Annotated in this window: 11 protein-coding genes; 4 read left to right on the top strand and 7 right to left on the bottom strand. The window is 41.1% G+C overall.

Annotated elements, in window-relative coordinates; genetic code table 11:
* Positions 1-860: 860 nt before the first annotated feature.
* Together V7K61_RS00815 and V7K61_RS00810 are read right to left on the bottom strand one after the other, a co-directional pair.
* The gene (locus tag V7K61_RS00815; protein ID WP_335050080.1) at positions 861-1109 is read right to left on the bottom strand and encodes a hypothetical protein; all 249 of its coding nucleotides are present in this window, start codon (positions 1107-1109) and stop codon (positions 861-863) included.
* Positions 1110-1216: 107 nt separating this feature from the next.
* Positions 1217-1423, bottom strand: coding sequence for a hypothetical protein (locus V7K61_RS00810; RefSeq protein WP_335050078.1), 207 nt, complete (start codon positions 1421-1423; stop codon positions 1217-1219).
* A gap of 767 nt (positions 1424-2190) precedes the next feature.
* Between V7K61_RS00810 and V7K61_RS00805 the strand changes: the two genes are divergently transcribed.
* The gene (locus tag V7K61_RS00805) at positions 2191-2385 is read left to right on the top strand and encodes a DUF2256 domain-containing protein (RefSeq protein WP_094350216.1); all 195 of its coding nucleotides are present in this window, start codon (positions 2191-2193) and stop codon (positions 2383-2385) included.
* A complete protein-coding gene (locus tag V7K61_RS00800; RefSeq protein ID WP_335050076.1) occupies positions 2385-3338 on the top strand; it encodes an isoaspartyl peptidase/L-asparaginase in 954 nt (317 codons plus the stop codon). The genes V7K61_RS00805 and V7K61_RS00800 overlap by 1 nt, the downstream gene beginning before the upstream one ends.
* Here the strand turns inward: V7K61_RS00800 and V7K61_RS00795 are convergent.
* From V7K61_RS00795 to V7K61_RS00780, 4 genes are all read right to left on the bottom strand, one after another.
* On the bottom strand, positions 3329-3751 hold the full coding sequence (locus V7K61_RS00795; RefSeq protein WP_335050074.1) for a DUF29 family protein: 423 nt from the start codon (positions 3749-3751) through the stop codon (positions 3329-3331). The genes V7K61_RS00800 and V7K61_RS00795 overlap by 10 nt on opposite strands.
* Positions 3752-3867: 116 nt before the next feature.
* A complete protein-coding gene (gene glmU / locus V7K61_RS00790) occupies positions 3868-5247 on the bottom strand; it encodes a bifunctional UDP-N-acetylglucosamine diphosphorylase/glucosamine-1-phosphate N-acetyltransferase GlmU (protein WP_335050072.1) in 1380 nt (459 codons plus the stop codon).
* A 392-nt stretch (positions 5248-5639) separates the two neighbouring features.
* The gene (locus V7K61_RS00785; RefSeq protein WP_335050070.1) at positions 5640-6884 is read right to left on the bottom strand and encodes a two-component system response regulator; all 1245 of its coding nucleotides are present in this window, start codon (positions 6882-6884) and stop codon (positions 5640-5642) included.
* A 500-nt stretch (positions 6885-7384) separates the two neighbouring features.
* A complete protein-coding gene (locus V7K61_RS00780) occupies positions 7385-8308 on the bottom strand; it encodes a tRNA (5-methylaminomethyl-2-thiouridine)(34)-methyltransferase MnmD (RefSeq protein ID WP_335050068.1) in 924 nt (307 codons plus the stop codon).
* A gap of 25 nt (positions 8309-8333) precedes the next feature.
* Between V7K61_RS00780 and V7K61_RS00775 the strand changes: the two genes are divergently transcribed.
* A complete protein-coding gene (locus V7K61_RS00775; protein WP_335050066.1) occupies positions 8334-9224 on the top strand; it encodes a sulfurtransferase in 891 nt (296 codons plus the stop codon).
* A 127-nt stretch (positions 9225-9351) separates the two neighbouring features.
* On the opposite strand, the gene V7K61_RS00770 is transcribed toward V7K61_RS00775, so the two are convergent.
* Positions 9352-10668: a hypothetical protein gene (locus V7K61_RS00770; RefSeq protein ID WP_442936283.1), complete on the bottom strand. Its 1317-nt coding sequence runs from the start codon at positions 10666-10668 to the stop codon at positions 9352-9354.
* Between the two features lie 550 nt (positions 10669-11218).
* On the opposite strand from V7K61_RS00770, the gene V7K61_RS00765 reads away from it, so the two are divergent.
* Positions 11219-12393: FecR family protein (locus V7K61_RS00765; protein WP_335050064.1), on the top strand; the 1175-nt coding region annotated here is incomplete at its 3' end.

The following is a 12393-nucleotide window of genomic DNA, read 5'->3' as shown; positions in this document are numbered from 1 at the left end:
GCATTTATGGAAACCCCAAGTCATTAGGTATGCAGATAATTTTGTGATTTTGCACCCTGATAGACAAGCATTAAAGAAATGCAAATAAATAGCGATAAAAATGAAGTTGTCATCTAGAAGGGATTAAAGTGCGAACTCAATCCTCATGGATTACCCTGTAGAGGCCAGTAATCCCCCGATTATTTAGTTTCGACTGAATGAATCGCACTTTATTTCTGCGTTTTCGTCCCTACGCATTACACGGCCACACTTACAAACGTGTATTCTAGCCGATATTATAGGTCATTGACGCTTTCTTAATTTAATCGCCCAATGCTTTTTTGTTGTTAAAAGTTATAGATTTTCGATCATCCACAAGTTTCTACCCTGATTTTTTGTAATCAACAGGGCGACAATATTTTTGGAACTGTGGATATCGTTTTAAACCCGGAGTACCCCTTTTACAGTTGTCGTAAAACTAAGAGATAGAAGACCATGCTTGTTCTCCACTGGTAAGTCTTGCCATTAAGTTAAGTTCATTAGCAAAAGGAAAGTTAGCTGCAAATACAGCACAATCAATTCAATAATTTATGCAAATCTTTTTTAGCTGTATTTTTAAAATTCATCTATAGCCAAATACAGCCTATTTGGAATGAATTTTTACAGTCAGAATTGCATTATCTACTTGCTGTTATCTGGGCTGACTTTTTATAAGCTTTGAACTCAAAAACAAGCATAGTCATTAAGCAACGCCGAAGTGTCGCTTTTACCTACTGTCTTATACTGCTATATGTGGTATAAGATAGAGGTATAAAAATATTCCTAACAAGCTTTTATGGATATAGCCCATAAAAGCTTCCTACAATTTGGTTATGCCAGCTTTAGAAAACTGTTGCCGATGTATCGACAGATGCAAGAACCTCACCATCATCAACAATAGCAGCAGCAACACCGACAGCAATAGCAGCATTATAAGTAGCTGTAATAGTGCCGTTTTCTACTTTATAACTGCTATTTTTAGCAGTAGAATAACCACGTGCGTAAGCAGATACAACTCCCCCTTGTACTTGACTAAGATCGGAAACTTCATCTTCACAAAAACTGAGATCGGAAATTCTTAATCGTTCCATAAAAAAGCTCTCTTTGAAAAACGAGTGTATTGCTGAAAGTTTTTGAGAACTTTCAGCAATTTTTCTATCTAAAATGCACTGTAGTACACTGTAGGACTAAGGCATATTTAGGCGGCAGTAGCACTAGATGTACCAGCACTAGCAGATACGCTGATTCTGCCGGAGATAGCAATGGTATCAGTTTGAATGCTTGTGATAGCGATGGTTCTACCAGCAGCGCGTGATCTTGAAGTAGCATCTGCAAAAGCTATTCCACCTTGAACATTCTCATTTTCAAGAACGGTTTCTACATGAGAAAGATCGTTGATAATCATGATTTTCTTTCCTAAGAGTTAGTAAGGTAAACGTGTTTGTTGTCGTGCCACTACAACTTGTTTTTTAGCAGCATACAAACAATAGCACTATTAGAATTTTATGAATAGTAGTTTTACGTAAAATTTTATTTTATTGCTGACGACAACAAAAAACATGATACTATCAGGCTATTTACGTGTTTAGTATTTCGAGATTAGTTTGAAAAGTGTTTCGCTCTGACTTTAGGCAGTTTTAAATCCCCCTAACTCCAGGGCTGTTTCATTCGATCTCTTAGCTATATTGTCAGCAGAGCTAAGTAGATGGGTGTAAATATTTGTAGTTGAGATAAGGCAGGAGGCAGGAGACAGAAAGCAGGAGGGAAAAGGGTTTGAGTATTGTTTATCTTTGTTAACATAGTTTAGTTTTATTCTGCCTACCTACTTACAAATAATTTGGGATAATTGATTTTTTGCAAGTTCCTAAAAGAGAAGGATAGTAAGATTCAAAGCCTCTCTCTTTTTAGAAGAGATATTGCAAATAAGTCTAAGGATATATTGACAATACATTGGTTCGTTGAATTTATCCTGCCTTCGTAGCACACTGGTTACAAGTATCTTCCATCTCCCTCAGAAATTCAATTCTCATCTACGAAAAAATATTGCAAATAAGTCAAAGGATAGATTGACAATATATTTGTTCGTCGAATTTATCCTGCCTTCGTAGCAAACTGGTTATAATTATCTTCCATCTCCCTCAGAAATTAAATTCTCATCTACACAGTATTTATATGGGACGTGTTCGTTCTAAATCTGACCTACCCACAAAAATCTGTCCGGTATGTCAACGTCCTTTTACATGGCGTAAAAAGTGGCAAGATTGTTGGGACGATGTGAAATATTGCTCAGAACGTTGTCGTCGTCGCCGTTCTGAAGCTCAAAATGAAACCAACCGCAATACAGACGCAAATAGCGCAAGAGATTAATGGAGTTACAGGTGCAACCTAAATTAATTATTCATGGAGGGGCTGGTAGTTCTCTCCACGGTAAAGGCGGATTAGAGGCGGTGCGCCGATCGCTCCATACAGTAATAGAGGAAGTTTATTCTCTATTATTGTCAGGAGCAACTGCCTCAGAGGCAGTGGTGCAGGGTTGCCTAATGCTCGAAGACAACCCCCGCTTTAATGCTGGTACTGGTTCGGTATTGCAATCTGATGGACAAATTCGTATGAGTGCTTCCCTGATGGATGGTGCATCAGGGCGGTTTAGTGGTGTGATTAATATCTCGCGGGTGAAAAATCCGATTGATTTAGCGCAATTTTTACAAAGCTCGCCAGACCGAGTGCTATCAGATTTTGGTTCAGCTGAGTTGGCGCGGGAAATGCAAATTCCCAGCTATAACGCTTTAACTGATTTGCGGTTACAAGAGTGGATACAAGAGCGCCAGGATAATTTTCAAAGCACAATGGCTGGCGTGGTAGCAGAACCCGAACTGCTAGAAACCAGCAATGCCGGACGCGGTACCATCGGTGTAGTAGCTTTAGATGCATCTGGTAAGCTAGCTGCTGGTACTTCTACTGGTGGTAAGGGATTTGAGCGGATTGGCAGGGTAAGTGATTCGGCGATGCCAGCAGGTAATTATGCGACTAGTAATGCTGGTGTTAGCTGTACTGGCATTGGCGAAGATATCATTGATGAGTGTTTAGCTGCCCGGATTGTAGTGCGTGTCACTGATGGGATGTCACTGAAGGAGGCGATGCAGCGATCCTTTGGGGAAGCCCACGAGAACAAACGCGATTTGGGAGCGATCGCCTTAGATGCTAGTGGAGCGATCGCTTGGGGAAAAACTAGCGAAATCTTACTCGCCGCCTACCACGATGGCGAAAAAGTTGGTGATACTTTGGAATGGACTGGCAACGAACTGATCGGCTATTGTTGAATCAGTTTCAGGGCTTCGGCTAAAGTTTCTTGCTGGTCAACTATTGCGGCCAATTCTTGGGCTTCATAACGCCCCTCAAAAGCTTCTAGCGCCGCTCTTTTCAGTGCCACTTGATATCCTTGTTCCAGAATATCGATTAATTCTGCTTGATTCAAGTAAAAGTCACCGGATTTGCGGCGCTTGTTTATTTTGTTAATTTCCCGCACTGTATTTTCTATTGAAACATCCCAAGAGCGAGTCGAACGTTTTTCGGCCATTTGTTTAATTAAATGGATGAGCAGAATCACACCATAACTATCAATTTTATTGATTTTGTCACTGAGGCTCATTTCTTCTAACTCATCCACCAACAGTAGCGCCTCATGGATTTTGCCTTGTTCTAGAAATTGCCTAAGTTCTAGCAGTTCTTCCATGTATGTTATGTGTTGAGATTTTGGCTATACTACTAATCTTAGCTAGATTAGACATCTAGCAAAAATCGTGGTTTATAGTCTAAAACCACAGATCAAACGCGATTCACACCGATGAATTATTTATGTTGATCTGTGGTTTCATTTTCAACATTTTTCCTTCGCCAAGCTGGTTTCACCACCTGACGACTACGGGCAATTACCAGAGAATCATCAGGCACATCTTCTGTCACAGTAGAACCAGCTGCAATGTAGACATCATCACCCAAGGTAATTGGAGCCACTAAAACGCTATTGGCACCAGTTTTCGTCCGATCGCCTATTTTGGTACGATGTTTCTTTACGCCGTCATAGTTGGCAGTAATTGTACCAGCACCAATATTCACCTGATTGCCGACAACTGTATCGCCTATATATGACAAATGTGCTGCATTGGTGCGATCGCCTAATTGCGTATTTTTCAATTCCACAAAATTCCCCACACGGCAACCAGCACCCACCTGTACCTGACCGCGCAAATGAGTATAAGGGCCAATTCGACTTCCGGCCTGCACGGTGCTATTTATGACTACTGAATATTGCACTGTGACATTTTCACTTAACTGACTATTTTCAATTAAACTCCCCGGTCCAATGTGACTTCCTGTTTGGATTACCGTATTTCCCCGCAGGTGAGTTTGGGGTTCAATAATTACATCTGGCTGCAATTCCACTGTTTCATCAATGGTGATGCTTGTGGGGTCGATGAGGGTGACACCCGCCAGCATCCATTTTTCCTTGACTCGTTTTTGCAAAATTTCGGATGCTGTTGCCAGTTGCAAGCGATCGTTAATGCCGAGAATTTCTTGGTAATCTTCCACATTCACTGCCATCACTTTTCCGACTTGAGTCACGGCATCAGTGAGATAGTATTCTTTTTGGGCATTGTTTGCCTGGAGGTGAGGAAGCACCTTTGCCAAATCTGGCCAGCGAAAGCAGTAAACTCCAGCGTTAATCCGCTGATTTTCTCTTTGAACAGCCGTACAATCCTTGTGTTCGACCATTTCCTGCACAATATTTTCATCGTTACAAAAAACTCGCCCGTAGCCTGTGGGGTCAGGTAGGTGCGAGGTGAGAATAGTGGCAGAGTTTTGATTTCGGACGTGAGTTTGTAACATCTGCTTAAGAGTTTCGCTGCGTATTAACGGTAAATCGCCGTTAAGTACCAGCAAATCTCCAGTGTAATTTTCCAAGTGAGGAAGTAATTGCTGGATAGCATGACCTGTCCCCAATTGCACAGTCTGTTCGACAAACTCCAAACTGGGAATTGAATGCATGGCGGCTTGAACTTCCTCGGATTGATATCCCACAATCACGATTCGCCGTGAGGGCGAAAGTGGTTCTACACTTTCGAGAACTCTCTCTACTAGCGATCGCCCACCCAAAGAATGTAAAACCTTGGGTAAGCGTGATTTCATCCGTGTGCCGCGTCCCGCCGCTAGAATTGCTACAACTACCATAATTAGCTATCAGCTATCAGTGAAATTGTGATTAATGCTGTTGGTACTTTAAAATCTCGGCTCAAATCATACCAGCTAATTATAGAAGACTGAAAATATCAAAGGAGTCATAATTCAGGAGTCGGTATAACTTTACTCCTCAAAAGCAGAGATTATCGAACAGAATTCAGGAGTCAGGAGTCAGAATTCAGCAATGAATTATTTCCGAAAAAGCGGATGAATAATCGGCGTTTTTGCGCCCCCACCAAATTGAAAATTTGGTGGTGCAACAAGACCTGCGCCGGTCTGAATCCCCGACTGATTTATTCTGACTCCTGAATTCAGAATAGTTGAATTCTTCTTCAACATCATACCAATTAGCGTTCTTGACAGCAGCTACAAATCATTACTCTCTATTCCTTACTCTTCCCTTTTTCCTGACAAGAGCGAATAAACTCTGCAAACTGCTGCATTAATTTGGGGTTACGCCAACCGGAATCAGTTTCTTCTTGCATCACTAAAAGTGCTTCTGCTGAAGTAAAAGCTCTTTTGTAAGGTCGTTCGCTGGTTAGGGCATCGTAAATATCAATTAACTGAAATACTTGCGCTAGGTAAGGAATATCATCCCCCTTGAGTCCATCGGGGTAGCCTGAGCCATCCCAGCGTTCGTGGTGATGACGAATAATCGGAATTACACCGCGCATACTCCGTAGTGGTTGGCAGATTTTTTCTCCAATCAAAACGTGCTGCTGCATAATTTGCCAATCTTCGGGGGTGAGTTTGCCTTTTTTTAGCAGCACAGCATCGGGAATACCTACCTTTCCGATATCGTGGAGATAACCACTCCACATCAAATCTCGAATTTGATAGCGTGAGAGGTTGAGGTATTCACCAAAAACTTGTCCCCGTTTTACTAGACGTTCGCAATGGTTGCCTGTATTGGGATCGCGGCTTTCAATAGACATGGCAATGGAAAATAGCACTTGTTCGGCATGGTCTAAGTCTTCGTTTAGACGTTTCTGCCGCACCAAGGACTTGACACGCGCCGCTAGTTCCACCCGATCGAAGGGTTTAGTGAGAAAATCATCTGCCCCAACTTCAATTCCCCGAATGCGCGATCGCCTGTCATTTAACGCTGTAATAAAAATTACTGGGATTAGCCTAGTCTGCTCATCCTGTTTAAGCAATTGGCAGACTTCAAATCCATCCATTCCTGGCATCATGACATCCAGCAAAATCAAATCTGGTTGTTTTTGAGTTACCAATCCCACAACAATAGAACCACTGTCCGCCTCAATCACTTCGTATCCTTCCATCCCCAAGAGGGCGACAGCAGTCATCCGACTGGCGGCATGATCGTCAACAACTAAAACCTTCGGTGGATCTAAATCAAACCCATTCACTTTAGAACCTTTGGCTTGTAGTGTTCTAGAGACCAATGAATCATCATCACAATTAACATCAGATTTTATCCAAGAAGACATTGCTTGCCTATCTTCAAGCATAAGGTCTTCTTGAGATAAGCCTAAAGAATAACCTTCCGCATTTTGCGATTCCACGGCATGATTTGAACCGATACTCTTCACTGTGCTAATGGGGTTTGACCCATTAACAATTTTTTCTGTAAAGCCTGTATAGTTGGATTTCCATTGAATCACAAAGGCACTCCAAGTTTTTGCACAAGTTTAGTTAACAGTGTCAGATTTTAAAAACAAATTTAAGATTCGACTGTATCTGAGTCAGAGTTTCTATATGGATTATGCATGATGTCAAGCTGCCGATGGAATTTTTCGCAGCATGTATCTTTTATGTTACGAACAAGGTGTCTCTTGTTGTCAAATTTTTTGCTTGTAATTCCAGTATGATAAATTCTCACAAATGTTAAATCAGGTTTTTTACGGAGATTTTTTAGCCTTGTGGCGTCAGAAAGCGTTATAATTGCGTGCTTTACATTGAGATATCGGATTTTGAGTTTCAAGTCTTTATAGTAATCATTTAGATATAAATGTTTTTACTCAATTATGGGAATACTCCAGTACTGTTAAAGAGGATGTAATATTGAATACTAACATATAGTTAAGCTATTTGGCTTGTAAAAACTCGTTCAATTAGGCTTGCAGCTCAAAGGCGTAGCATATTGTATGATATTGTAATCAAACTACAAACTAGTTCCCATAAAATGCCTGCCTTGTGTTCCGAATAGCCACCTTTTTCGCCAATGAGAGGCAGGTTCTAGACAAGAGGTTTGTTGCTCTTGTTGTCGCCGCCTGACTATGACTTCAGTTGGATCGCTCAATTGAGGATCGCGATAGGGAATAGCAGCACGAGTTAGCAAGTGTTCTTTTTCAACTTCTGAGAGGGTAGTGATTGGGAAGTGGTCTTTAAAATCAGCATTTTGAGAATGTGTTGCCACAGTACCAGGCGATCGCCTTCCTACGGGTGGGGTAGAATATATCACTAAGCCAGCAGCCAAAAGTGCTGTACGTACAGCAGCAGCACAAGAATAAGTGGCTAATAAACCATCTGGGTGTAAACACAATGACAACTGTTTAATAAATTCAACAGTCCATAATTGAGGACACTGTGGTGGTGAAAAGGGATCGAGGAAAATTGCATCTGCCCAGAAACCCGACTGATGTACTAGGGCGATCGTAGTTCTAGCATCGCCAATTAGTAGCTTTGCTTTCAGGTAAGGTGTTTGTACTTGATGCTCAAAAGCTAGCTTTTTCAAAATTTCAATATAGTTACAGTTCCAATTGTCGAACAATCGATGAGCGATCGCCGCTTGTGGAACTGCTGGATTCAGTTCTAAACCGATTACTTCAACACAACAACTAGGATTCACTGCCCAAATTGTTTGCAAAGCAGCAGCTGTGTTATATCCTAGACCATAACAAACATCCAATAGTCGCAAGACTGGTTTTTGCGCTGCTGTAGCCAGTTGAGTAGGTTCCACAAACTTGCAAAAACTTTCCTGCGTAGCTCCAGAATCGCTGTGAAAAGATTCACCAAACTCTTGAGAGACAAAGGTGAAAGAACCATCTGCTGTTAACTTAGGTGTAAAATTCTCTAAGTTTGACATCTTATAAAAAACTCAATAATGACTAATGCCCAATACAACTCTTGGAGAGGCTGCACTTCGACTACGCTCAGTGACCACGCCAACGGCTTCGCTCAGTACAAGTCCCCAATTTGTTGTTTCGCCAGCTTGGCTGTTTGAACATCTAGAAGATCCGCAAGTCGTTATTGTGGATTGTCGCTTTTCTTTAGCCGATCCACAACTAGGACATAAACAGTATAAAATAAGTCACATAGAGGGGTCATATTACTTAGATTTGAATCAGGATCTTTCCAGTCCAGTGGGTAAGCATGGCGGAAGACATCCTTTACCTAACCCTAATGATATAGCTAACAAATTGGCAGCGATTGGGGTAAATTATCAAAAAAGTTTAGTTGTAGCTTATGATGATTCGCGCTTTGCTTTTGCATCTCGTCTATGGTGGCTGTTGCGCTATCTAGGACATGAGCAAGTAGCAGTACTGGATGGCGGCTTGGCTGGATGGCAAAAAGCTGGGTATTCTGTTACAGATGTTATTTCTTCCCCGCGAATGGGTACGTTTGTCCCTCAAGTACAAACAGAAAAGGTGGTAAATATTACAGCAGTGAAAAGCCGGAAAGATAGCCACGAGGTCGTATTGGTAGATTCAAGAGAGAGCGATCGCTACCGAGGCGAACGAGAGCCAATAGATCGAATTGCCGGACATATTCCCGGTGCAGTTAACTATCCCTGGCAAGAAGTTACAGACTCTTCCGGCTACTTACTTCCTCAAGAAGAACAACAGCGTCGGTGGGAAAAGCTAAAAACAGCCGAAGAAATATTGGTTTATTGCGGTTCTGGCGTTACTGCTTGTGTGAATTTACTTTCTTTAGAATTAGCTGGTATTAGCAAGGGGAAACTTTATGCTGGTAGCTGGAGTGATTGGATTTCCTATTTATAGTCATTGGTCATTGGTCATTAGTCATTGGTCATTGGTCATTAGTCATTGGTCATTGGTCATTGGTCATTAGTTTTTTTAATAAAGGATAAATCACAAAGGACAAATGACTAATGACAAAGGACAAATTTCAAAACTTACCTAATTGCAAGCCATAATTAATACTGAAGAACCAGCCATCAAAATCAATGTTTTCGGCGGTTGAACTACCTAAACTTACTCCAGCCTGGACATTCATATAAATGGTATCGGATATTCGATAATTTAAGTGTCCGAATAGCCGATAAAATTCGTCTTCTCGATCGCGCTGTGTAAAGTCTGATAAACTCATTTGGTAGTCAATACCAACCTGGAGAGGCTTTTGCAAGTAGTAGTTCAGAGACACCCAAAAGGAATTGATTATCCGATTACGACTTTGGGGATCGGCAAAATTTACACTCAATTCGTAGAAGCTATCTAGGGTTAATCTTGAAGTTAAGGGATCTCGCCGTCCCAAAGACAGTTGTAGGGAATTTTCATTTAAAAAGCGATCGCCTGCTTTGAAGCTATCGAAGCGATCGCTGCTGTTGGCATAAAATAACTGTTGATTGCTCCAACTGATTTCTCCAAACATTCGTTGGGATAGCTGCTGGTAAAGACTGAGATTGAATCTCACCTGATTGTAATGATATTGTGACTGATTTATATAACGAATCAGATTGCCATCAATTGAGCCATTTACAAAAGTCTTAGATCCTAAAGGGAAATATGTAGAGGCTAGTGTCAGTCCAGAAATAATTAAACCATCTTCTATGGGGCTATCATTTGAGGAAAAAATGTTACTCGTCTGGAAGTAGCCGACACGTCCTTGTAGATAGCCAATAGGTTTAAACTGAGGTACAGGTTGTTCTGTGGGTGGTGGTAGCTGTTGTTCTAGGGGTCGTAACCGCACCCGCAACCCCAATTCGCGATCGCTATCAGATTCAAACGGTTGTTTTGGCGATCGTAGCAGTTCTATCAACCTCTCTCGCCTTTGAGAATACTTTCTCTCAGGTAAATTTAATAGTTGCTCCTTTGAGTCTGAAGGAGATATGGGCAAATTATTTGGCGGAGATTCTAGCTGTGGCGGTTCATTTTGCTTTTGAGTATCTATAGGTTCTTCAGTTTGATCTGGGATTTGAGTCGTTTCTGATGTTTGCTGTGCCAGATTTAATGGCATCCGAGAGTCTAAAGTATGTGACTCACTCGACAGGTTGCACAAAGAGTTAATTGCCTTTTGCTCCAACTTATGACATAACTGCTCATGAGTTAACTGTATAGTTGCTAAATGATTAGGATGCAAAACATCTGTAATTGCAGATTCTGCCGCATCTACTCTAATGCAACACCAGCTTCCACCACTGGATGTTAACAAAATACAAAAAAACAAATTTTTCCAGTTCTTGAGTCGCATCTGGTTAGATCGCATTGATTGCGTTTGGCAAATGTAGACCCACAAGCTGTATCGGAAGTTCCGACTACAAAGATACAGTTGATTGCATCTATTTTAGCTTTGTAGGTATATACTGAAACTACAAACTAAAATTGCTTCTTTTCGGATTTTTCCCAGATTTTTTTGTAAAACTGAGATGCTTCGATAAAATACCTGCTTAAATTTTAGTGAAATACAGCTAGTGGATAATTTAACAATAAATCTTAGCAAGTTATTGTACCCCATAATTAATGACCCTCTGCCTGAAGTGATTAGAAAGGATTATATGTAAGGTATTTCTTGTTTATTTTTTTATATCAAATACTAACTTCCCAATTTCCCACGGACTTGATTACATACAATTTCAGTTTCATTCATAAAAAAAACTTAGATCAATTAAATACATATATTTTACTTATTATCTATTTTATGCATTAAATTAAAATTAAAATTTAAACTAATTTACCTAAAAAACTCTTACAACAATTAGCATTAGCTTAAACTTTAATTTTTATGATATTAGTTGAAGGTCAAAATTTCTCAAACTATGTTTTATAAATCGTTTCCATTATTGGTGATTGGTTTATGGGGAGTTATAGTACTTCCTCTGCCAAATCGCGTAAGCGCTATAACTCCTCTAACGCGAGCAGAGATTCAGAACCTCCGCAACATCGTACAACTGATACCCAAAGATAAATTGAAGAAACGTCCTGCACGCAAATTAGATGCAATGACCCCTGGAGACGGGTTGTCAACTGGTCGAGCTTCTCTAGCAGATTTGCGTTTTAATGATGGCTCTTTGGCACGAGTTGGAGAACAAGCGTTATTTCAATTTTTGCCGAAGACTCGTGACTTTAAACTGACAAATGGGACTGTATTGTTGCTCATCCCACCAGGAAAGGGGCAAACACGTATACAAACACCAAATGCAGCAGCAGCAATTCGTGGTTCAGCATTATTTGTACGCTACGACCAACAAACAGATACCACGATTGTAGGCGCGCTAACAAATAGCGGCATTGAAGTTTCTAATAAGAAAGCTTCTCAAACTCAGGTGTTGGAAGCAGGGCAAATGGTGATTATAGTTAAAGGCGAATTTCAGAGGTTATATGATTTTGATCTCAGAAATTTTTATGAAACGAGCCAGATGGTTCGGGAACTTGATTTGAACAGGCAGAGTCCTGTGCCTACACCCGATCCTGCAATCACCAGTGTTCAAGCTGAAACTGCTGCGGCTTTGGAAGCACAGCCACCGATAAAAGGCGAGGGAGTATTTGAAATGAATCTACCTCCTACACGCAACACCCCAGCTGAGACAACATCCGACACCTCAACTCAGACAACATCTGACACCTCAACTCAGACAACACCAGTCACCCCAACTAAGACAACATCTGACACTTCAACTCAGACAACATCTGACACCTCAACTCAGACAACACCAGTCACCCCAACTAAGACAACATCTGACACCTCAACTCAGACAACGCCAGTCACCCCAACTAAGACAACACCAGTAACCCCAACTAAGACAACACCAGTAACCCCAATTGAGCCAACATCTGTAACCTCAACAGATCCAACACCCGTAATACCCGTAACACCAACACCTGTAACCTCAACAGATCCAACACCCGTAATACCCGTAACACCAACACCTGTAACCTCAACAGATCCAACACCCGTAACGCCAACAGACCCAACACCCGTAATACCCGTAAC

The organism is Nostoc sp., from assembly GCF_036918015.1.
GTDB lineage: Bacteria > Cyanobacteriota > Cyanobacteriia > Cyanobacteriales > Nostocaceae > Nostoc.
Note: the sequence above shows the minus strand (reverse complement) of the source record. Positions and strands in the feature narration are given on the sequence as shown.

Coding starts and splice junctions, on each gene's coding strand:
- V7K61_RS00815 (WP_335050080.1), bottom strand. CDS start 1,109: ATGGAACGATTAAGAATTTCCGATCTCAGTTTTTGTGAAGATGAAGTT.
- V7K61_RS00810 (WP_335050078.1), bottom strand. CDS start 1,423: ATGATTATCAACGATCTTTCTCATGTAGAAACCGTTCTTGAAAATGAG.
- V7K61_RS00805 (WP_094350216.1), top strand. CDS start 2,191: ATGGGACGTGTTCGTTCTAAATCTGACCTACCCACAAAAATCTGTCCG.
- V7K61_RS00800 (WP_335050076.1), top strand. CDS start 2,385: ATGGAGTTACAGGTGCAACCTAAATTAATTATTCATGGAGGGGCTGGT.
- V7K61_RS00795 (WP_335050074.1), bottom strand. CDS start 3,751: ATGGAAGAACTGCTAGAACTTAGGCAATTTCTAGAACAAGGCAAAATC.
- glmU (WP_335050072.1), bottom strand. CDS start 5,247: ATGGTAGTTGTAGCAATTCTAGCGGCGGGACGCGGCACACGGATGAAA.
- V7K61_RS00780 (WP_335050068.1), bottom strand. CDS start 8,308: ATGTCAAACTTAGAGAATTTTACACCTAAGTTAACAGCAGATGGTTCT.
- V7K61_RS00775 (WP_335050066.1), top strand. CDS start 8,334: ATGCCCAATACAACTCTTGGAGAGGCTGCACTTCGACTACGCTCAGTG.
- V7K61_RS00770 (WP_442936283.1), bottom strand. CDS start 10,668: ATGCGATCTAACCAGATGCGACTCAAGAACTGGAAAAATTTGTTTTTT.